The following is a 21,559-nucleotide window of genomic DNA, read 5'->3' as shown; positions in this document are numbered from 1 at the left end:
TTGAGGGATCCGAAAAAGACCAACGGCCCGATACATATGGTGCGCCATCGAGGGGCGGGCCCCCCCTCCCCCTCCCCCTCCCCCCTCCCTTGCCCTCTTCTTGCCCCTGCACCCTCGGCGTTGCCACGTTGTACCTCGCGGTCCGCCGCGGGTGCCCATTTGGGAGGGCGAGAGAGGGGATTTTGGTCGGAACGATCGTTGTTCGTCTTTTCGAGATACGTGTCGAACCCCTGGCCTGCTGCACCCGATCTGATGCCCGCCCAACCCCATGCTTCTGCGAGTCGGAGAGAGCCGTTGATGATCGGTGCAGGGCCGGATGGCGCGGTGCTCGAGGCGAACCTGGCGGCGCTGGCGCGGACAAGCCCGGAGGTGGCACGGGCGGTGCGGGGGGCGGCGGCGCGAGGGGATGTGGAGTTCGTGCCGACGGCGGAGGTGGATGGCGCGGGGGCGGCGGTGCTGAGTGCGCAGATCGGGTCGGGGGCCGGGGCGCGGGCGCTGGGGAGCCGGAAGCGGCCGATCGAGGAGGCACGGCGGCTGGCGGAAGGGGCGGATGTGCGGTCGGCCGGGTGCCTCATCGTCAGCGGGTTTGGGGTCGGGCACCACGTGGCGGAGATCGCGCGGAAGATGGGGCGGTCGGGGATCGTGCTGTGCTACGAGCCGGATGTGGGGCTGCTGCGGGCGGTGCTGGAGCGGGTGGACCACTCGGCGTGGCTGAGGGAGTGCAATGTTGCCGTGCTGACGGACGCCGAAGACGCGGCGACGCTGGCGCAGACGATCCGGGGGATGGAGGAGATCGTGGCGCTGGGGGTGACGCTGGTCGCGCACCCGCCCAGCCGCGAGAGGCTGGGCGAGGGGGCGGACCGGTTCGCGGCGCTGGTGGCGCGGCAGGTGGACGCGGTGAAGATGACGGTGGTGACGACGATGATGCAGGTAGATGTGACCATCCGGAACCTGACGTCGAACATCGACCGGTACGTGTCGTGCCCGGGGATCGGGGAGTTGAAGGATGCGGCGCGGGGGCGTCCGGCGATTGTCGTGAGCGCGGGGCCGAGCCTGAAGCGGAACGTGGATCTCCTGGCGGATCCGGCGGTGCGCGGGCGGTTCGTGGTGGTGGCGGTGCAGACGGTGCTCAAGACGCTGCTGGCGCGCGGGATCCGGCCGGACTATGTCACGGCGCTGGACTACCACGAGATCTCGCGGCGGTTCTACGAGGGGCTGACGGCGGAGGATGTGGAGGGGGTCACGCTGGTGGCGGAGCCGAAGGCGAACCCGGCGATCCTCGACGCGTTCCCGGGCGTGATCCGGTGCGCGGCGGACGGGTTCCTGGATGAACTGCTCGGCGCCGGAGCGCGGGTGGAGCGGGCGGGGCAGGGGCAGATCACGCCGGGGGCGACGGTGGCGCACCTGGCGTATTACCTGGCGCGGCACCTTGGGTGCGACCCGGTGGTGCTGATCGGGCAGGATCTCGGGTTCACCGATGGGCAGTACTACTCGGCGGGTGCGGCGATCCACGGCGTGTGGGCGGGGGAGCTGGGGCCGTTCTGCACGCTGGAGATGCGGGAGTGGGAGCGGATCGCGCGGATGCGGCGGAGCCTGCGGCCAGCGACGGATGTGCTCGGTCGGCCGGTGTACACCGACGAGCAGATGCTGGTGTACCTGTCGCAGTTCGAGCGGGACTTCAAGGCCGATGCGGCTCGCGGGCTGACGACGCTGGACGCGACGGAAGGGGGGGTGAGGAAGCAGCACGCGGAGCCGGTCACGCTGCGCGAGGTGGTCGAGCGGTTCGCGGGCGCCGGGGAGGCGGCGGGGCTGCCGCGGGCGGGGGCGGTGGAACCGGGTCGGGCGATCGCGGCGAGGGAGCGGGTGGTGGCGGTGCGGCGGGATGTGTGGCGGGTGGGTGAGTTGTCGCGCGATGCGGCGCGGGTGCTGCGGCGGATGCTGGAGCGGCATGACGACCAGGGGCTGGTGAACGAACTGATCGGGGAGGTCGACCGGCTCGGGCGGGAGGTGGCGGGGCTGGTCCCGGCGTATTCGCTGGTGCACCGGCTGAACCAGACCGGGGCGTTCAAGCGGCTGCGGGCGGATCGGACGCTGCAGATGGATGCGACGCTGACGCCGATGGAGCGGCAGCGGCGGCAGATCGAGCGGGACATCGACAACGTGACGTGGCTGGGGGACGCGGCGGACGAGTTGGGGCGGATCCTTGATGATGCGGTGGCGTGCCTGCCCGAACGGGTGGGTGCGCCGGTGAAGGCGAAGCGGACGCGCGACCCGGTGATCGTGGGGCCGGGAGAGAAGCCCGGGGCCGGCGCGGCGGAGGGGGCCGGCGGAGCGGAGCGGCGGGGCACGCGGCGGGTCGCGGCGATCATTCCCGTGCTGGCGGACCGGTCGAACCTGGGCTTGTCGCGGGATCTTGAGCGGCCGTTCCTGCTCGGGGAGAGCGTGCTGCGGACGACGCTTCGGAGGCTGGCGCGGTGCAGGCGCCTGGGCGGGGTGGTGCTGCTGACCGACGATCCGGTCGCGGCGGGGCGGGCGGCCGGGGAGGCGATCCCGGGGTTGCCGGTGGTGGTGCAGGGGGCGGACCTCAGGGCGTACCGCGAGCGGATCCTGGCGGTGCGGTCGGCGCGGATCTGGTCGCATACCTCGTGGCGCGGCGGGATCGCGAACCTGACCTGCTACGACGAGGTGCTCGAGGCGCCGGCGATGGCGGCGGTGATGGAGGCGGCGCCGGGCGGGGTGTGCGGCGGCGCGGGGACCATTGATGGGGCGCTGCTGGTGGGCGCGGACTGGTGCTTCGTGGACCCGGCGCTGTGCGACGAGGTGATCGAGCGGTTCGAGGAGGAGCGGACGGACAAGCCGTGCTTCACGCAGGCGCCGCCGGGGTTGTGCGGGATGGTGGTGGCGCGGGGGCTGATGGGGACGCTGTCGCGGGCGTGGGAGAGCGGGGGGGCGCTGGCGAGCCTGGGCGGGATTCTGGGGTACAGCCCGGCGATGCCGATCGCGGATCTGATCGCGGGGTCGACGTGCCCGCAGGTGGAGCCGGCGGTGCGGGATTCGCTGCTGCGGTTTGTGCCCGATGCGCGGCCGCGGCAGATGGTGTTCGGGGCGGCGCTGCAGGATCTTGGATCGGGGGTGGCAGAGGCGGGGGCCGCGACGATCGGCGCGCTGGTGAGGCAGCGGCTTGGCGGCGGGACGGCCGCGGGCTCGCCGCCGCAGATGGTGATCGAGCTGTGCACCGGGCGGCGGACGAGCGGGCGGCGGGCGCACTGGGAGCGGGGATCGGTCGGCGCGGTCGAGCGCAGGCCGATGCCGCGGGCGCTCGCGGAGCGGATCATCGACCAGCTGGCGGACTGCGGCGAGGGTGGAACGGGGCGGACGGACGCGGCGGTGACGTTTGGCGGGGCGGGGGATCCGCTGCTACACGCGGATGTGATCGAGCTGGTGCGGTTCGCCGCGGCGCGGGGGATCGCGGGGATCCACGTGCGGACGGACCTGCTGTGCGAGGACGCGATGCTGGTCGCGCTGGCCCAGTCGGGCGCGCACGTGGTGAGCGTGGACCTGATGGCGGACACGCCGGAGACGTACAAGGCGATCATGGGGATCGACCGGTTCGAGCGGGCGACCGCGAACCTGGAGCGGCTGTTGGGGCTTGTGGCGGAGCGGGGGCGGCTGGGCGGGCTCCCGAGCATGTGGGTGGTGCCGCGGATCACGCGGTGCGACCGGACGTACGCGGAGATCGAGCCGTTCTATGACCGGTGGCTGGCGCGGGCGGGTGCGGCGGTGATCGATGCGCTGCCGCTGGCGATCCCGGGTGAGCGGATCGCGCCGCTGCCGCGGCCGACGCCGGTATGGGAGCACGAACTGCGGCGGCGGATGACGGTGTTCAGCGACGGCTCGGTGCCGACGGGCGAGAAGAACCTGCACGCGACGGGGGCGAGCGTGATCGGCAACGCGTCGAAGGAGAGCATCCCGACGCTGTGGCGCCGGCTCACGCAGCGGCGGCGCGACCTGCTGAAACTCGGCGACGGGGGGCACCCCGATCTGCAGATGGGGTACTAGAGAGGGATCGAATGAACGGGGCCTTGGCGATCATTCTGGCGCGGGCGGGGTCCAAGGGGGTGCCCGGAAAGAACCTCGCGATGATCGCGGGGCGGCCGTGCATCGAGTGGACGATCCTGAGCGCGCAGGGCGCGGAGCGGGTGTCGCGGGTGGTGGTCTCGACGGACGGGGCGGACCTGGCGCGGGCGGCGCGGCGGATGGGCGTCGAGGTGGTCGAGCGGCCGGCGGAACTGGCGACGGACGGCGCGACGGTGGACGCCGCGGCGCGGCACGCGGTGGCGTCGGTCGTGCCGGGGCACCCGGCGGGGGCGCCGATCGTGATCCTGTACGCGAACGTTCCTGTGCGGCCGGCGGGGCTGATCGACCGGGCGGTGGCGATGCTTGAAGAGACGGGGGCGGACTCGGTGCAGTCGTACGCGCCGGTGGGGAAGCACCACCCGTGGTGGACGGCGCGGGTGGATGCGGGCACGGGGGCGGTGAGCCCGTGGGAGGGGGACGTGCTGAACCACGGCGTGTTCCGGCGGCAGGACCTGCCCGCCGCGTTCGTGCCGGATGGGGGCGTGATCGCGCTGACCAGGGGCGCGCTGATGCTGGAACTTCCGGGGGTCCGCCCCGGCCCGCACGCGTTCTTCGGCCGAGAGGATCGGCGGCGCGGCGTCATCAATCCGGAGGGGTCGGTGGTGGACATCGACGCGCCGATCGATCTTCGTGTTGCGGAGGCGGTGCTGGGCGGGGGTGCGGTCGTGGAGAGGCCATGAGGATCGGATCGCGCGAGATCGGCCCGGAGCAATCGCCCTACATCATCGCCGAGCTGGGGGTGAACCACGACGGGTCGGTGGACCGGGCGATGGAGCTGGTGCGAGCCGCGGATGAGGCGCACGCCGACGCGGTCAAGCTGCAGTTGTTCGAGACGGACCGGTTGATGAGCCGGGCGGCGCGGCTGGCGGTGTACCAGTCGCGGGCGGGGGAGTCTGATCCGTTCGCGATGCTGCGGCGTCTGGAACTGGGGATCGACCAGATGCGGCCGGTGGTGGAGCACGCGCGGGACCTGGGGATGCAGACGATCGTGACGGTGTTCAGCGTGGAACTGGTGGCGGTGGCGGAGGGGCTGGCGAGCGCGTACGGCGGGTTTGACGCGTACAAGACGGCGTCGCCGGACATCACGAACCGGCCGTTGCTGGAGGCCCTGGCCGCGACGGGCAAGCCGCTGATCCTGAGCACTGGCGCGGCGACGCTGGACGAGGTGTCGCGGGCGATCGGCTGGCTCGCGGGAGCGAGGGACCGCCTGGCGGTGCTCCAGTGCGTGAGCGCGTACCCGACGCCGATGGAGCACGCCTCGCTCGGGGGGATCGCCGCGATCCGCGGGGTGTTCGGCGAGCCGGTGGGGTATTCGGACCACACGCCGTCGATCGAGACTGGGTGGATGGCGGTGGCGTGCGGGGCGTCGATCCTGGAGAAGCACTTCACGTACAGCAGGTCGGCGGCGGGGCCGGACCACGCGGCATCGCTGGAGCCCGTGGAGTTCATGGAATACGGCGCGAAGGCGGTGGAGCGGCGGTTGTCGGCGCGGCGCGGGGGCGCCGGGGGCGAGGGCGCGGAACACGTGACCTGCCCGGTGTCGGCCCCGCCGGGGAAGCCGGTGCTCGCGATCGAGGAGGATGTGCGGACGGTGTCGCGGCAGTCGCTGACGACCACGCGGGCGTTGCCCGCCGGGCACCGGCTGGCTCGCGAGGACCTGACGATCAAGCGGCCGGGAACCGGGATCCCGCCGTACGAGCTGGACGCCACGCTCGGGCGGGTGCTGGTGCGCGGGGTCGAGGCGGACATGCCGCTGACGCAGGGTGACCTTGGCGAGGAGCGGGCATGAGCCGGCGCGGTGGTCGACGCACGGTGGCGGTGGTCACGGGGACTCGCGCGGAGTTCGGCCTGCTGGCGCCGGTGATGAGGGCGGTCGCGGCGCATCCGCGGCTTCGGCTCCGGGTTGTCGCGGCGGGGGCGCACTTCCTGCCGCCGGCGCGGACGATCCGCGAGGTGCGGGCGGCGTTCCCGCGGAGCGTGGCGGCCGAGGTTCGGATGCAGCGGGCCGGCGCGGGTGAGCGACTGGAGGACGCGGCGGCCGTGGGGCGGGGGATGGAGGGATTCGCCCGCGCGTTTGCGGCGATGCGGCCGGACTGGGTGGTGGTGCTGGGGGACAGGATCGAGGCGTTCGCCGCGGCGAGCGCGGCGTCGATCGGCGGGATCGCGGTGGCGCACATTCATGGCGGTGACCGGGCGGAGGGGATCGCCGATGAGGCGATGCGGCACGCGATCACCAAGTTGTCGCACGTGCACCTCGCGGCGACGGCGCGTTCGGCCGAGCGGATCGTGCGGATGGGGGAGCGGGTGGAGCACGTGCGAGTCGTGGGGTCGCCGGCGATCGACGGGCTGCGGGGCATCAGGGCGATGGGGGATGCCGAGGCGGCGCGGCTGGGCGATCCGCGGGTGGTGGTGCTGCTGCATCCATCGGGGTTGGAGGATGGCGACGAGGCGAGGCTGGCGCGGGGGGTTGTGGAGGGCGTGCGGCGATCGGGGCTTGGGCCCGTGCTGGTTCTCGCGCCGAACCATGATCCGGGGCGGACGGTCGTGATGTCCGAGTTGGAACGATTCGGGGCTGCGGCGAAGCAGGCGGAGCACCTGCCGCGGGAGCGGTTCGTGGCGCTGCTGAAGAGGCTGGCCGGGCGCGGGCAGCGCGGGGTGATGATCGGGAACTCGTCGGCGGGGCTGATCGAGGCGGCGGCGGTGCGCCTGCCGGTGGTGAACGTTGGGCCCAGGCAGGAGGGGCGGGAGCGGGCGGGGAACGTGGCGGATGTCCCGCTGGGGAAGGTGGGGCGTGTGGGGGTGATCGCGGAGGCGTTGAAACGCGCGGCGAGCGGCGATCGGCCGCGGGCGGGGCATCCGTATGGCGATGGGCGCGCGGGGGTGAGGATCGCGCGGGTGTTGGCGGACGTGACTGTGGAGCCCGGATCGGCCGGGCTGTTAAGGAAGCGGAACAGATACTGAGGCGTTTCATGCGGCGCCGCATCATGCGTGCGATCGCCTGCCGTGCGACTGTTGCATCCGCATCGCCGGGCAGTGCGCATCAGATCATGTGGATCCAGCGCTCCCCTGCCCGGTGTGCGAGTACGACCTCTCCGGCCTGCCGGAGAACAGGTGTCCGGAGTGCGGGTCGGCGTTCACGCCGGATGATGTTCGATCCGGGGCCGGGGGCGAGCCATCGATCGAGGTCACGGTCGACTTGGTCGGGCTGATGTGCGGCGTGTTCGGCGCCGCGTTCTCGGTGATGTCGTGCATCGTCAAGGATGGCCGGGTCCTGGTGCTGGCGACCTGGTTCTGCGTGCTCTTCGGGGCGAGGCTGCTGCATCGACGGGGGCCTTGTCGGCAGTGGTGCTGCGGGCTGCTCCTGGTGCTGCCGATGCCGACGCTCCTGACGGCGCTGTCGCCGGTCCCGCGCGTCTGCGCCTATTGGGCGGCGACCGCGATCGCCCTGGCGGGCGGACTCTGGATGCTGATGCGGCCGGCGCGTCGATCGGCCGCGGTGGCGGGCGTCGCCGCGGTGTCGGTGACGTGTCTGACGGTGGGGTTCGCGTACCTGTACGCCGACAGCGGGTACTGGGCTCAGAGGTTCCAGTGGAGCAACGCCTTTGTCGTCTCGACGGCGGGCGGTTCGCGACCGGGGACCGCCGCGGAGTTCGTTCTCCTTGGGGCCGCGCTGGCGATCGCGGGGGTCGTGGGTCTCTTCTCGATCGTGGTGGCCGGCGACCGGGCCGGGAGCGGGGAGTAGCCGCGACGCGGGGTGGTGGGGGCGGGTCCGGATAACCCCACGGGCCTGATGAGTTTGGGTTTGTGCTTCCGCGTTCGGGTCGCCGCGAAAGTCCGAGTTCGCACACGCCGATGGTCCATCTTGCCGCATTGAGCCGCTGTCGGTCCAGAGGCAGGAGCGATCCATGAGCGTCGACGCACAGACCCGCGAGCAGTCCGTCAACAACGCGATCCGGGAGATCAGCCACATCGCCACGCTGCCGGAGATCACGCTCCGGATCGTGCAGCTGGTGGAGGATCCCAAGTCGACGGCGCAGGACCTGCACAAGGTGATCGCGAACGACCCGGCGCTGTGCGCCCGGATCCTGAAGGTCGTGAACTCCGCGTTCTACGGGCTGCCGGGGCAGATCGGGTCGATTAACCGGGCGATCGTGCTGCTGGGGCTCAACGCGGTGAAGAACATCGCGATCGCGGCGTCGCTGGCCAAGCTCTTCCGCGGCGGGGCGCTGACGCCCGGCTTCGCGGCCAAGGACCTGTGGGTGCACTCGATGGGCGTCGCCGCCGCGAGCAAGGCGATCGCGGAGACGCTGAAGATCGGGCTGACCGACGAGGCGTTCCTGGCGGGGCTGATCCACGACATCGGGATCGTCGTCGAGATCCAGTACGACCGGCACCGGCTTGTCGAGGTGCTCGGCAAGGTCAACGCGACGCCCGAGGGGGTGCCGCAGGCCGACATGCTGGCGTGCGAGGAGGAGGTCTTCGGTGCGACGCACCAGGACTTCGGCAAGGCGCTGTGCGACAAGTGGAAGTTCCCCCGCTCGTTCTCCAACGTCACGGGCTTCCACCACAACCCGCTGTCGCTCCCGGCCGACCAGCGGACGCTGGCCGGGATCGTGTGCCTGGCGGATCACTTCGCGGCGTCGCTGCCCGGGGCGTTCCGGCTGGACATGCTCACGGTGGAGCCGCCCGCGGACGTGATGGACGAGCTGAAGCTCTCGCTGAACGCGGCGAACGAGATCTGCGCGAAGCTGCCCGAGGCCAACGAGGTCGTCCAGGCGATGCTGGCCTGATCGATCGGTGGCGGACCGGCGGAGGTCAGCGGCCCTCGAGGCGCTCCTTCCAGGCGGGGATGGCGTCGTGGCGCGTCAGGTCGTAGTGCAGCGGCGTGACGGTGATGGCGTTCTTCCAGAGCCATTCGACGTCGGTGCCCTCGCCGGTCTTGCGGAAATCCAGGCCGTGGCCCGCGGCCCAGTAGTAGACATCACCGCCGGGGCTGACGCGGCGCTCGTAGGCGTCGTTGAGCCCGTGCGTGTTCATGGGGCAGACCCGGATCGGCGGCCATTGGCCCTCGACCTCCCATTCGCGCTCGGTGACGGGGATGTTGATGCTCAGGCACTCGTGCGGCCGGGGGAGTCCGCCGGCGAGGATGACATCGATGGTGCGGCGGGCGTATCGCGCGGCGACGTCGTAGCGCGGCGTGCCGCGTCCCATGTGCAGGCTGACGGCGATCGCCGGGACCCCGAGGAACGCGGCCTCGATCGCCGCGGCGACGGTGCCGGAGTAGATGACGTTGATGCCGACGTTGGCGCCCATGTTCATCCCGCTGACGACCAGGTCGGGGCGTGAGCCGGGGCCGAACCGTTCGGGCCAGAGCGCGGTGAGGGCGAGTTTGGTGCAGTCGGCGGGGCGGCCCTCGACGGTGATGCCGGTCATGGCGGGGTCGCCGCCCCACCCTAGCCGCTCCTCGTCGATCATCAGCGGGGTCTTGAAGGTGACGCCGTGGCTGGTGGCGGATTGCACGGTGAGCGGGGCGATGGGGCAGACGATGCCGCCGTCGTCGCGACCGCCGCCGCCGACCATCGAGCCGAACTCGGACTTGGAATCAACAAGGGTCTCGTACAGGGCATGAATGCCGGGGGCGAGCAGGCCGTCGTCGTTGGTCAGGAGCACTTTCATGTCGCATGGTACCCGCCGGGGGTGGACGATTGGCGGGATGCCGCTGCGGGCCATGTGGTCGCCGCGGCCGATCGGTAGGATCTTCGCCTGCAGCATGGCGCGGGTGCGGCATTCACCGGAGCTGGCAGATCGCGTGGGCAGGCAGGACATCATCCTGAAGCGCAGGGCGCGACGCGACGCCGTCCTTGCCCTCGTGGCGGGCGCCTCGATCCTCTTTCTCGTGATCGCTGCCCGGTTGTTTGTCCACGTGCCCGGTGATCCGGCGACCACCGCGATCCTGGCGGCGCTGTCCATTGGCTTGGCCGCTCTTGGGTTCGTACAGGAGGCCCGTTGGCGCCGAGCACTGGACTTTGCGCTCAGCCGCCGGCGGCGGGTGTGTCCGTATTGCGTCTACGACCTCTCGGCGGGGATGACGATGGACCAGTTGCCGACCGAGCCGCCGCCTCGCCAGTGCCCCGAGTGCGGGCGGGCGATCACGCCGGAACTTCTCGAGGATGCGTGGTCCATCTGGACCCGGTGATCATTCGCGGTCCGGCCAAGGAAAAACGCCTCCGCGCCGGTGAGGGCGGGGAGGCGTCCAGACGGAACTGCAGATCGGGTGCGGCGGAATGGCGCCTAACAGCCCGAGGTGAGTCCGTCGAACCACGCGCGGACGAACGCGGCGATATCGCCGGGCTCGAGCACGCCGTTGCCATCGAAGTCTCCCAGCGGGATGCCCGAGCCGATGCCGAAGGTCCAGTCGTTTACGAACGCGGCGATGTCGACGGTGGTGAGCGAGCCGCTGCCGTCCCAGTCGGCGGGGCAGGCGGGCGGGCAGCCGACGCTGCCGCAGAAGAACCGCACCTGGGTGACGGACGAGAGCGCCTCTCCGCCGGCGCCGCTGGGGTCGTCGACGATCCACTGAAAGTAGACGGTCTGGTTCCGCGAGACGCTGCCGGGGACGATGGGCCAGTGGAACGTGGCGAAGCCGTTGCCGGCGCCCACGCCCGAGACCGGGAAGGGGCCGAAGAGGGTGGTGCGGGGGATCGCGCCGCCGACGGGCGGGGTCGAGGACATGGCGATCCGGGCCGTGGCGCCGCCGCGGGCGCGATCGAGTCCCAGGCGGAAATCGGCGTTGCCGATGAACGGGGGCGCGTTGGCGATCATCGTGGGGACGATGCCGCCCTGGCCGGAGGTGCCGCCGCCGAGGTTGATGGGCTGGTCCGCGGGCCGCTGGGTGTAGAGCGTGGCCCGGTCGAAGGGGAACTGTCCGGTGGTGACGCGGGCATCGGTGAGCGCGTTGGTGACGAAGTCCTGCATCGCGGGAGCGACCTGCGGCGGGACGTTGACCTGGAGCATGATCGGATCGCGGTTGTCGGGGAACTGCTGCGGCGCCCCTGGGGCGCGGGCGTAGAAGCCGATCACCTGGCCGATGTTGGTGAACTGGCCGTTGTGCATGAACCCGGTGCGGAGGCCGGCGTTGCGCAGGGACGGGACCTTGAACCGGCCGCGGTCGGCGGCGTTGCCGGTGACCGCCTGGCGGCCGTTGTCCTCGATGATCGGGCGAAGGCCGATGTTGCGGAACGACTGGTCGCTGAACATCGGGGCCGCGTGGCAGACGATGCAGTTGGACGCCTGGAAGGCCTGCCATCCCTGGATCTGCCCGGGGGTCATGGCGTTGGGTTGGCCGGCGATGAAGCGGTCCCACGGCGTGTCGTTGGAGACGAGCGTGCGCTCGTAGGTCGCGATGGCAAAGGCGATCCGGCGGGCGGTGATCTCGCCGTCGCCGAACGCCTTGGCGAAGAGCGAGGCGTAGGTGGGACGGCTGCGGAGCGCCGCATCGACGTCGGCCGGAAGACCGGTGGCCAGGGCCATCGGGCGCGAGGAGGCGAGCTTGGCGGCCACCGCGTTCCAGTCGCGGTCGGCGTGCGCCATCTCGACAGAGTTGACCGGTGGTGCGACGACCTGGCTCTCGAGCCCGCCGCCCGCGGGGATCGCGACCTGCCCGGTCTGCGGGTCGATGAACTGGGATCGGGCCCGGCCGTCCCAGAAGCTGTCGATCGAGTAGCCCGCGTTGATGGGCGAGTTGGCGGCGCGGCCGGTGATCTGGGGAAGCAGGGCGAAGACGGCGTCCTTGTCGAAGTCGCCCGCCGCGGTGCTCTTGACGACCCCGGGCGAGCCGAAGACGTCGTCGGGTGTGTTGACCAGGCCGTCGAGTCCGGGGTTACGGGCCCGGCGGGGGTCGGCGCCGCCGACGTTGAACTGGTGGCAGGTGGCGCACGACACGGTGTTGTCGCTGGAGAGTTGCTCATCCCAGAAGAGGATCTTGCCGAGGATCCGCTTGGGCTCGGTGATCGGATTCGCGGCGGGAACGGGCACCGGCGGAACTGTCTGTGCCGGGGCCAGGCTTGCGGCAAGGCCCAGTGAGCCCAGGGCGCCGAGGAACCAGATCTTGGGGTGCATTGCTCGAATCTCCGTGGAGCGGCCCGGCGGATTCCGGGGGGCTCGGTCGTTACCTGATTGTCATTGGCGGACCATCGGGGGACATCCGGGGCGCGCGGCGGTCGATTTTGCTGTCACTTCGCGTGCTGAGCCGGGGAGAACCAGCCGTCCGGGAGGGCGGGGGCGTCGACGAGCTCGAAGACCATCACCCGTGGCGGGGGGGGCTGGCGAGGGCCGGCGAAGTCCGGCGGGCCGTCGAGGAACCGCGGGCGCGGGCCGCGGGGTCCCTGCGGGGGGGGCATCGCGCCGCCGTCGCGACCCGGGCGGCGCGGGCCGTCGAAGGGAGGCTGACCGTCGGGCCCGGGACGGGGACGCATCGGTCGGGGGCGGCGGTCATCGGGTCCGGGCCGACCGGCGGGTGGGGTGTGTCCATCGGGCAGAGGGGGCCGGTCCGCATCCGGTTCGTCGTCCTCGGGCAGCGGGGGCGGTTCATCGTGGGGCGGCGGACCGGGAGGCAGGTCCATCTCGTCGTCGAACCCGGGATCGTGGGACCGGCGGTCCCGCGGCGGGAAGGGGCGATCACCGCCGGGGCCTTCGCGTCCGCCGCCATCCAAGGGCCGATCGCGGCCCCACTGGGCCTCGGGCCAATGGAGTTCCATCCTCTTTACAAGGCGCGAGCCGCCGTCGATCCAGAGTTCGATGCGAGCAGGTTCGGGGCTTGGGCCGCCGGTGCGCTGGGCCGTAATGCGCTGGAAGGTCGGGGCTCCGGCGGCTGCGCCCGGGAGCGGCTCGGGGGCCGACTTCTTCAGGTCGTAGTCGCGAGTCATCGTCTCGAGGCGGCTGTCGATCGACTCGACGAGGACGGTGCTCTCACCCAGGTCGAGCCAGCGAGGCCAGGCTTGACGGGGCGGGAAGCGGTTGACGTCCCCTTCAGGGGTGATCATCCAACGGCCCTCGTCGTCTCGCCCGAGGGTGATCTGGTGGCCCCGGGGTGTGATGGCCTTGACCAGGACGTGGCTTCGGTCGCGGACGTCCACGGTGGCCATGGGGTTCTTGGGGAACTCGGTGTCCCGTCCGGCCAGGACACGGACCTCGTAACGGCGGTCGCCGCCGGAATCGAGGGCGGCAAGGGACGTCTGCACTGTGGCGGTGGCGGATTGCTCCGTGGGGACGAGGATCGCGAGCACGCCGGTCAGGACCAGGGCCGCGGCGATGATTCCGGAAGCGGTCCGCCAGTTGAAGCGGCGGCGCGCTGGGCCGATCCGGCCGGCGACCGCCGACTCGGAATCGATCGCGCTCAGCACGCGGGCCATGCGGCGATCCTGCCGGGCGCGCGAGTCCATGTGGAGGAACGAGAGGAGGCCGTGGACGAACTGGTCGCCCGCCGCGTGCTCGGGGGTTGGGGGCGAGGTGTCGGGCGGAGCGAGGTTCGGATCCGCACCGGGCGAGTCGACGGCGTCGGGTTCGCGTGGGGTGGTCATGCGTCACCTCCGGTGGTGCTCAGGCACAGCACGAGGGATTCACGGGCCCGCTGGACCCGCTTCTTGACGGCCTCCTCGCTGGCGCTCAGGGACTCGGCGATTTGCTTGAGGAGCAGGCCGCGGGCGTACGCGAGTTCGACCACCTCGCGGAGCTTGTCGGGAAGGCGGGCGAGGCAGTGGCGGAGCCGCCCGGCGCGGTCCCGGAAACTGTCCCCGGCGAAGCGGGAGAGGTCGGTGAACCGGCGGTCGATGGCCTCGAGGACCTCGGGGTCGCAGCACATCACGCCGCGTGCGGACCGGCGGCGGTGCTCGAGGACGAGGTTGGCGGCGATGCCGCGGAGCCAGGGGCCGAAGGGGCGGGACTTGTCGAAGTCCTGGAGCCGGCGCCAGGCGACCAGCATGGTCTCCTGGAACAGGTCGTCGATGACATCGGGCGCGTAGACAAGCGTGCGCAGGTACGCCGCGAGCATGTCGGCGTGCTCCCGGGCGAGGATCTCGAAGACCTCGCGTCCCGAGGGCGGGGGGTTGGGCGAAGACGGGGGGGCGGAGTCCGGCAACTGATCACCTCAACCTGGTATTGGTGCGAGGGAGGCGCCGGGGGACATCCGCCGTGGGGGGAAAGGGGTCAGGCGGGCCTAGAAGCCCCGGCGAACGGGGTTGATAAGCAGGTTGTCGCGTCCGGGGATGAGCAGATCGGCGATCTCGATCGCCTCGCGGAAACTCTCCTGGGCCCGGTCGACGTCGAGCGACCCATGGAGGACCATCCCGCGTTCGAGGTGCTCCTGGGTGGGGACGGCGTCCCCGCACACCAGGAGGGTGCCCCCGCCGGGGCCCTTTGGGCCGGTGCGCGGGCCCCCGGGAACGCCGAGCAGCACCCCGCACATGCCGGGGGTGTGGCCCGGGAGGGGGAACAGGTCGACGCCGTCGGCGAGGCGGTCGGGGGCGGCCTCGCACCGCTTGAGGATGGCGACGTCCCGCTGGAGGATTTCGGTCATCTCCGGGTCGTCGTTCTGGACGGCCTCCTGCAGCCGGCGGACCATCGGGACGCCGACGCTCTCTCGCTCCAATTCGCTGACCCACCACGTAGCGTGATCGAGGAGCCCGAGGTCGCCGCCGAGTGCCCGGCGTGCATCGGGCTTGAAGCAGGTCAGGAAGACGTGCGTGACGTCCTTTGGGGAGAGGCCCGCGCGCTCACCGAGCCTCGCGGCGAGGTGCTGCTCGGGGAGGCCGGGGTCGACGAGGATCACCCGCTTGCCGGCGCGGATGAGCGTGGTGGTCGCGTGGCCCGTTCGGACCGAGGCGCCGGCTCGCTCACCCCACAGGGGGTGGGCGGGCAGCGTGCCGATGCTGATGACGCGGAAGTCCATGGCGCCGCTCATTCCTCGCCGCCGGCGTGGCGCAGCCGTTCGAGCACGGCGGCGCGGGCGATCTTCTTCTCCCTCAGGCGGTCGATCACCATTGTGGGGACCATGGTCTTGAGGCCGGCCAGTTCGGTGTCCTCGCCAAGCGCCGTCACCTGCTTGATCAGGCTGGAGCTGGTGTACGCGAAGTCCTGGCCGGCGACGACGAACGCGGTCTCCAGCCCCGCGACCTGGCGGTTGGTCAGAGCCTGCTGGACCTCGCTCTGGAGATCGGAGAGGTTGCGGATGCCGCGCAGCAGGACGATGCCGGTCATCGTCGAACCGTTGGCCGCGGCGACCTTGCGGGCAAAGTCGACGGTGAGGCCGAAGTATGCTTCGACCTCGACGGCGGCCTGTCCGGGTTCTTCCTTCTCGAGTTGGGCGATGAGTTCGCGGGCCATCTCGACCCGCTCGTCGAGGGAGAAGAGCGGGTCCTTGCCCGGGTGGCGGCCGACGCCGACGACCACGCGATCGAACAGCCGCCGGCCGCGACGGATGACGTCGAGGTGGCCGTAGGTGATCGGATCGAACGACCCCGGGTAGATGGCGACGTGCCGGGGGCCGGGGGCGGTGGTGGGAGCGGGGCTCATCGGGCCAGTTTACGCCCGGGGCCGCGGGCCGCGCGGCCAAAGAAAAACGTCCCGAATCGGGGAGGCAGCCGATCCGGGACGTCCGTTGCGGGAAACCCCGCCGAGGGCCAGAGCGTCATGAGCATCGCCCTGCCATTCGTATCTCTGATGTGCCTTTCGTCCGGGGGCACCGCCACCGGGTGAGCGGGATCCGCGGCCGGGGGGTGGTCCTGCGCGGGCGGTGCGGCGGGTGCGGGCGGCAGGGGGCGTGCGCCCCGAGCGGCCGCGTGTTATCGGATGCAGCGTGAAGGAGCGCGGCCGACCCAAAAGCAGGACGAGCCGGCGCGTCCCTGCGCCGGCTCGCCGCTGCGTGTTGTCGTTGTCGTCTCGGAAGGAACCGTCGCGACTCAGGCCGCGCGGCGGCGGGCGGTGTTGCCGCGCCAGGCCGAGAAGCGGAAGGTCTTCGCCGGGGAGGCCTTGCGGGCCTTGGAGGACGAGCGCCGGGCGCTGGTCTTGCGGGCCGACTTCTTCGCCGTGCGGCGGGTGGCGCGGGCCTTGGTGCTCCAGCGCGACTTGGTCGTGCGGCGGGCCTTGGCCTTCGTCGACTTGCGGGCCTTGGTGGTGCGGCGGGCAGCCTTGCTCTTGCGCGCGCCCTTGTGCTTGCGGGCGGAGCTGGCCTTCTTGGTCGTCCGACGCGCCGTCTTGCGGTTGCTGGTCCAAGCCATACTTCACTTCCTTGTCTATCGCGGGTGTGAGAGAAGGATCCGCGCCCCGTGTGGCCGTGTGGTTCGCCCGCGTCGAAGCGAGGCCGGGGCCGGGCGCGGGCCCGCATGGGCCGGGGGAGATAACGCCCGTCTGCGCTGACCATCGGCCTGGGGGGCCCGCGAGTTGATCAAAACCCTTCGCTCGTGGGAAAGTTGTGTCCGGGTCCCCCTTTGGCGCAGGGGTTGCGCGGCGGGGCGCGGGACCTCTAGGATTCAAGCGTGACGACCCTCGCGACCCAGGATTGGACGCCGTTCTCGTGGACCGGACGACCATCGGGCCACCTCATCGCCTACACCGATGAACGCGGCGCGGCGGCCGCGGTCGAGCGGCTGACCTCGCTCCCTCCGCTCGTGACTTCGTGGGAGATCGAGCGGCTGCGAGAACTGATTGCCTCCGCGCAGCGCGGGGAACGGTTCCTTGTTCAGGGGGGGGACTGCGCCGAGCGGTTCGCGGACTGCAGGCCAGAGGCCATCGCGGCGACGCTGAAGGTGCTCCTGCAGGTTTCGCTGGTGGTGATCGGATCAACCGGTCGGCCGGTGGTCCGGGTCGGCCGCCTTGCCGGCCAGTACGCCAAGCCGCGGACGAGCGCGACCGAGACACGGACGATCGAGGGTGAGCCGGTCACCCTACCCGCGTACTACGGGGACCTGGTCAACGGTGAGGCCTTCACGCCAGAGGCCCGTCGGCCGGACCCGTGGCGGCTTGTTGAGGGGTACCAGCAGGCCGCGGCGACGCTGAACTTCGTGCGAAGCCTGCTGATGGGGGGGTTCGCGGATATCAACCATCCGGAGTACTGGGATCTGGGCGTGATGCACCGGGCGGGGCTCCCCGAGAGCGTGCTGGGCGAGTACCAGCGGGTCGTTGCGCGGCTGCTGGGCCGGCTACGAGATGGGGGGCGTGTGACCGTGGTTGCTCGCGCCGGTGGGCGCGGGACAAATGGGGTTGGGGCCGCGACGGGGGGAGGAAGCGGGGCATGGGAGCTGACCCGGTCGGAGATGTTCACGAGCCACGAGGGGCTGAACCTTCTCTATGAGGGGGCGCTGACGAGGCAGGTGCCCAGCCGCGAGGGCCACTATGACCTCTCGGCACACCTCCCCTGGATCGGGGAACGAACGCGCGGACTGGACGGGCCGCATGTGGAGTTCTTCCGCGGGGTGCGGAACCCGGTGGGCGTGAAGGTTGGGCCCGGGATGACCGGCGCCGGGCTGGTCGAACTGCTGGATGCCATCAATCCGGAGAATGAGTGGGGCAAGGCGGTGGTCATCACCCGATTAGGGGCGTCCGCGGTCCGCGGCGTTCTTCCGGGGCTGGTGAAGGCGGTGGCTGATGCCGGGCGGCGGGTGCTCTGGGTGTGCGATCCGATGCACGGGAACACGACGGTGGTTCCACGAGGAGCCGGCCGGGTGAAGACGCGGCGGTACGAGGACGTGGAGTCCGAGGTGCTCGCGGCTCTGGAAACTCACCGATCCGTCGGGTCTCGCCTGGGGGGGCTGCACATCGAGGTCACCGGCGAGGATGTGACCGAGTGCACCGGCGGTGCGGGGGGAGTGACCGAGGCGGACCTCGCGAGACGGTACGAGACCGCCTGCGATCCGCGCCTGAACTACGAGCAGGCGCTGGAGCTGGTTTTGCGGCTCGGGGCGGAGATGGGGGAGGGGTACTAGCGAACCACCCGCATCGGGGTGGGGCCGCGCGAAGAAACTCGACTCCATCGCGAGGGCGCTTAAGCGAGGCCGATAAGCCGCCGATTCGTGGTTCTGGGACGGGGCGGCGCGGAGGCTTCGCGATGACACAGATGCAGACGTCTCAGGCCCGTCGGATGGTTGGGTTCGCGCGAGCGATGCAGTCGTCGGCATCGATCGCGGGTCCCTGGGAGGGTTCCATGAAACTGGACCGTCGCCGGGCGGTGCGGATGCCGGCGACCGGCGGCCTTCTAGCGACCTGGCGGGATGGACGGGGGCGGATGGGGCTGGTCTCGCTGGACCTGGTCGATGTGAGCGACGGCGGGTTGGGTGTGACCTCGCCGCGGGGCATCACGATCGGCGCGAGGCTGACGCTGCGGGACCGTACGGAGGCCGGCGCGTGGGGCGATGCCGTGGTGGTGCGGCGGCGGCGCGAGGGACAGGGGTGGCGGCTCGGGCTGAGGCTCGGGTCGGCCCGCGCGGCGTAGGGCGCTAGGCCTGCCCGGCGGCGCGGAGGCGTGCCAGCGCGGCGCGGTACCGCGCATCCATCGCGTCGAGCGATGAGGGAATTACGCGGATCCGGGCGGTGACAGACATGAAGTTCACATCGCCGCTCCACCGGGGAACCAGATGAACGTGCAGGTGCGACGGGACTCCGGCGCCCGCGGCCCGACCCTGGTTCACGCCGATGTTGATGCCCTGCGGCTCCAGCGCGGACTGCATCAGCAGCGCTGCGAAATCGGTCAGCCGCCAGAGGGCCGCGCGCTGGTCGGCGTCGTAGTCCAGCAGGGTGGGGCGGGGCTGGGCGAGCGCGACGAGCAGGTGGCCGTTGGCGTAGGGGTAGGCGTTCAGCAGGATCATGCCGGCGAGGCGGTCGGGGTCCGCATCGCCATCGGGCGGCGAGGTGTCGGGGCTATAGCGGATCCGGGCGAGAACGTGATTGGCCCGATCCATCGTCGGCGAGAGCCAGTAGTCGCGGAGGAACGAACCGCTGGTTGGCGGGGTCGGCGGGGTGCCGGGCGGGGGGGGCGCCGTGCTTGGTGAAGGGTCCGAATCCAGCGACTCGATGTACTCCAGCCGCCAAGGGGCGGCGAGGGAGGCCATCGGGAAGGCCAGAGGGTCGGCGGAAGGGTCTGGCGAGTTTGGGTGCCGCATGTCAGGAAGGGTAACCCATAGTGGATGCGCGGGGGCGCGGACTCGGGCGGGCGCGGGTCGGGCGGGGAGGGTGCGACTGAATTGCAGAATCCAAGATGGGGCAGGCGGGCCTTGCCAAATGAGAAAGGGCGAACCATGACACTCGAGACGATCATGACCCGCGAGGTGGTGACGATCGGGATGGATGAGCGGCTCGAGTCGATCCGCGGCCTGCTCCTGGAGCACGGATTCCACCACCTGGTGGTGGTGCACGAGAAGCGGGTGGTGGGCATCGTGTCGGACCGTGACGTGCTGAAGCACCTGAGCCCGTTCGTGGGTCAACTGGCGGAGCAGCAGCGCGACGTGGCCTGTCTCTCCAAGCGGGCGCACCAGATCATGACGCGCAAGGTCGCCTCGGCGACGGTGGACACGCCGATCGCCGAGGGCGCGGCGACGATGCTCTCGATGGCGATCTCCTGCCTTCCGGTGATGGACCGCCAGGGTCGATTGTCGGGGATCGTGACGGACCGTGACGTGATGCGGTGGTTGGCGCAGGAGGCCGTGTGCCGGCCGCGCGCTGCGGCGTAGCGGATGATCAGTAGAGGGTGGAGGGGTGCATCCTGGAACATGCCGGGGAATAGACTCTGCGGCCGCGTGGGGTGTGAGTACCGCGCGAAAAGGCCGCAAGGAGAGTCTGCATGTTTCAGTCGATCAAGGTTGCCGATCGCGGGTCCGCCGAGGTGCTGGTGGTGGGGGTGTTCCAGAAAGCGGAGTTGGACAAGCAGACGCGGGACCTGGATACCGATGCGTCGATCGCGGCGGCGGCAAGGCGGGGCGAGTGCACCGGGGACCTCGGGCGGATCGCCGAGGCGTTTCCGGCCAAGGCGCGGGGGGGGACGGCGAGGGTGATCATCGTCGGGCTGGGGAGCAGGGACTCGTTCAAAGTAGGGGACCTCCGTGCGGCGGCGGCGGCGGTGGGGCGCCGGCTGGCGGCGGTGAAGGAGGGGAAGGTGCGGGTGGATCTGAGCGGGCCGCTCAAGGCGGTGCGTGCGGACCTTGGGGCGGCCGGTCGGTGCTTCGGCGAGGGGATGGGCCTGCTCGGCTGGGTGTGCGATGAGTTCAAGGGCACCGGAAGCAACGGCGGGAAGGGGCCCGATCGCGTGGCGGTGGTGCTGTCGTCGCCCAGCGCCGCGTTCTCCAGCGGGATGGAGCAGGGGCTGGCGCTGGCGCGCAGCGTGAACATCGCGCGGACGCTCAGCGAGACGCCGCCGAACATCGCGACCCCGCGATTCATCGCGGCGAAGGCGAAGCAGATCGCGAAGGCGACGGGCATGTCCTGCCGCGTGATCGAGGGCAAGGAACTGGAGAAGGAGCGGCTGACGGGGCTGATCAACGTCGGCAAGGCGAGCGAGAACAAGCCCTGCATGATCCGCCTGGAGTACAAGCCGGCGAGGGGATCGTCCCGCGGCGGCAAGTCGGTGGTGCTGGTGGGCAAGACGATGACCTACGACACCGGCGGGCTGTCGCTCAAGATCAACAACTCGATGGTGGGGATGAAGCGGGACAAGGACGGCGGGTGCGCGGTGCTGGGCGCGATGCACGCGATCGCGACCGTCGTGAAGCCACGGACGCGCGTGGTGGCGCTGCTGAGCGTGGCGGAGAACTCGATCAGCGACGAGGCGTACCGGCCCGACGACATCATCCGGTACCGGAACGGCGTGACGGTGGAGGTGACGAACACCGACGCCGAGGGCCGGCTGGTGCTTGCCGACGCCCTGTGCTGGGCGTGCGAGAACGAGGACCCCTCGTGCATCGTGGACCTCGCGACGCTGACGGGCGGGGTGGTGGTGGCGCTGGGGAGCACGTTCGCGGGGATGTTCTGCGAGGACGACAAGCTCCGGCGCCGGCTGGAGGACGCGATGGAGACCAGCGGCGAGCGGTGGTGGCGGCTGCCAATGGACAAGGAGTACCGGGACATGATGAAGAGCCCGGTCGCGGACGTGGTGAACAGCAACCCCAACCGGAAGGCGCACCCGATCCAGGGGGCGGCGTTCCTGAGTTACTTCGTGAGCGAAGGCGTGCCGTGGGCCCACATCGATATCGCCGGGGTGCACGCGGTGGAGGGGGATTCGGGGCCGTTCGTGAAGGGACCGACGGGGTGGGGCGTGCGGCTGGTGTCGGAGTTTGTCGCCCGGGGTTAGGGGGGCGTAGGCGTATACTTGTTGCTTGCACGCGCCGGGGCAGCGGTACCCGGGCGTGAAGGTGCGGCTTCACCGTGGTCGCGGGGCGGCGGG

19 protein-coding genes are annotated in these 21,559 nt (G+C 71.1%); 11 read left to right on the top strand and 8 right to left on the bottom strand.

Annotated elements, in window-relative coordinates:
• Positions 1–297: 297 nt before the first annotated feature.
• The 6 genes from KF745_08690 to KF745_08665 all read left to right on the top strand — a co-directional run bounded on the left by KF745_08690 (position 298) and on the right by KF745_08665 (position 8,927).
• Entirely contained in the window at positions 298–4,059 is a 3,762-nt protein-coding gene (locus KF745_08690) for a DUF115 domain-containing protein (GenBank protein ID MBX3358492.1), read from the top strand.
• A gap of 11 nt (positions 4,060–4,070) precedes the next feature.
• The gene (locus KF745_08685) at positions 4,071–4,817 is read left to right on the top strand and encodes an acylneuraminate cytidylyltransferase family protein (protein MBX3358491.1); all 747 of its coding nucleotides are present in this window, start codon (positions 4,071–4,073) and stop codon (positions 4,815–4,817) included.
• Positions 4,814–5,926, top strand: a complete 1,113-nt coding sequence (locus KF745_08680; GenBank protein ID MBX3358490.1) for an N-acetylneuraminate synthase family protein — start codon at positions 4,814–4,816, stop codon at positions 5,924–5,926. The genes KF745_08685 and KF745_08680 overlap by 4 nt, the downstream gene beginning before the upstream one ends.
• Positions 5,923–7,098: a UDP-N-acetylglucosamine 2-epimerase (hydrolyzing) gene (neuC, locus tag KF745_08675; protein ID MBX3358489.1), complete on the top strand. Its 1,176-nt coding sequence runs from the start codon at positions 5,923–5,925 to the stop codon at positions 7,096–7,098. The genes KF745_08680 and neuC overlap by 4 nt, the downstream gene beginning before the upstream one ends.
• Before the next feature lie 88 nt (positions 7,099–7,186).
• Complete coding sequence (locus KF745_08670; GenBank protein ID MBX3358488.1) at positions 7,187–7,879, top strand: hypothetical protein; 693 nt, start codon at positions 7,187–7,189, stop codon at positions 7,877–7,879.
• 163 nt (positions 7,880–8,042) lie between these two features.
• Positions 8,043–8,927, top strand: coding sequence for an HDOD domain-containing protein (locus KF745_08665; protein ID MBX3358487.1), 885 nt, complete (start codon positions 8,043–8,045; stop codon positions 8,925–8,927).
• A 25-nt stretch (positions 8,928–8,952) separates the two neighbouring features.
• Here the strand turns inward: KF745_08665 and surE are convergent, their stop codons facing one another.
• A complete protein-coding gene (gene surE, locus KF745_08660; protein ID MBX3358486.1) occupies positions 8,953–9,813 on the bottom strand; it encodes a 5'/3'-nucleotidase SurE in 861 nt (286 codons plus the stop codon).
• Between surE and KF745_08655 the strand changes: the two genes are divergently transcribed.
• Positions 9,812–10,333: a hypothetical protein gene (locus KF745_08655; GenBank protein ID MBX3358485.1), complete on the top strand. Its 522-nt coding sequence runs from the start codon at positions 9,812–9,814 to the stop codon at positions 10,331–10,333. The two genes, surE and KF745_08655, sit on opposite strands and share 2 nt — an antisense overlap.
• Before the next feature lie 95 nt (positions 10,334–10,428).
• Here the strand turns inward: KF745_08655 and KF745_08650 are convergent, their stop codons facing one another.
• The 6 genes from KF745_08650 to KF745_08625 all read right to left on the bottom strand — a co-directional run bounded on the left by KF745_08650 (position 10,429) and on the right by KF745_08625 (position 16,409).
• On the bottom strand, positions 10,429–12,255 hold the full coding sequence (locus KF745_08650; GenBank protein ID MBX3358484.1) for a hypothetical protein: 1,827 nt from the start codon (positions 12,253–12,255) through the stop codon (positions 10,429–10,431).
• Positions 12,256–12,368: 113 nt separating this feature from the next.
• Positions 12,369–13,715, bottom strand: a complete 1,347-nt coding sequence (locus KF745_08645) for a hypothetical protein (GenBank protein MBX3358483.1) — start codon at positions 13,713–13,715, stop codon at positions 12,369–12,371.
• Entirely contained in the window at positions 13,712–14,272 is a 561-nt protein-coding gene (locus KF745_08640; GenBank protein MBX3358482.1) for a sigma-70 family RNA polymerase sigma factor, read from the bottom strand. Before KF745_08640 ends, KF745_08645 begins: the two co-directional genes overlap by 4 nt.
• A gap of 78 nt (positions 14,273–14,350) precedes the next feature.
• On the bottom strand, positions 14,351–15,082 hold the full coding sequence (locus KF745_08635; GenBank protein ID MBX3358481.1) for an MBL fold metallo-hydrolase: 732 nt from the start codon (positions 15,080–15,082) through the stop codon (positions 14,351–14,353).
• An 8-nt stretch (positions 15,083–15,090) separates the two neighbouring features.
• Positions 15,091–15,705: a pantetheine-phosphate adenylyltransferase gene (gene coaD / locus KF745_08630; GenBank protein ID MBX3358480.1), complete on the bottom strand. Its 615-nt coding sequence runs from the start codon at positions 15,703–15,705 to the stop codon at positions 15,091–15,093.
• Positions 15,706–16,091: 386 nt separating this feature from the next.
• Positions 16,092–16,409, bottom strand: a complete 318-nt coding sequence (locus tag KF745_08625; GenBank protein ID MBX3358479.1) for a hypothetical protein — start codon at positions 16,407–16,409, stop codon at positions 16,092–16,094.
• Between the two features lie 258 nt (positions 16,410–16,667).
• On the opposite strand from KF745_08625, the gene KF745_08620 reads away from it, so the two are divergent.
• The gene (locus tag KF745_08620) at positions 16,668–18,113 is read left to right on the top strand and encodes a 3-deoxy-7-phosphoheptulonate synthase (protein ID MBX3358478.1); all 1,446 of its coding nucleotides are present in this window, start codon (positions 16,668–16,670) and stop codon (positions 18,111–18,113) included.
• A 122-nt stretch (positions 18,114–18,235) separates the two neighbouring features.
• On the top strand, positions 18,236–18,619 hold the full coding sequence (locus KF745_08615) for a PilZ domain-containing protein (GenBank protein ID MBX3358477.1): 384 nt from the start codon (positions 18,236–18,238) through the stop codon (positions 18,617–18,619).
• Positions 18,620–18,623: 4 nt separating this feature from the next.
• On the opposite strand, the gene KF745_08610 is transcribed toward KF745_08615, so the two are convergent.
• Entirely contained in the window at positions 18,624–19,286 is a 663-nt protein-coding gene (locus KF745_08610) for an HIT domain-containing protein (GenBank protein MBX3358476.1), read from the bottom strand.
• A gap of 135 nt (positions 19,287–19,421) precedes the next feature.
• Between KF745_08610 and KF745_08605 the strand changes: the two genes are divergently transcribed.
• The gene (locus tag KF745_08605) at positions 19,422–19,853 is read left to right on the top strand and encodes a CBS domain-containing protein (protein MBX3358475.1); all 432 of its coding nucleotides are present in this window, start codon (positions 19,422–19,424) and stop codon (positions 19,851–19,853) included.
• Between the two features lie 110 nt (positions 19,854–19,963).
• Positions 19,964–21,466, top strand: a complete 1,503-nt coding sequence (locus KF745_08600; GenBank protein ID MBX3358474.1) for a leucyl aminopeptidase family protein — start codon at positions 19,964–19,966, stop codon at positions 21,464–21,466.
• Positions 21,467–21,559: the final 93 nt, after the last annotated feature.

It is taken from the genome of Phycisphaeraceae bacterium, from assembly GCA_019636655.1.
Lineage (GTDB): Bacteria > Planctomycetota > Phycisphaerae > Phycisphaerales > UBA1924 > JAHBXB01.
The sequence above is the reverse complement of the archived record's forward strand: the minus strand, read 5'-3'. Positions and strand labels throughout refer to the sequence as shown.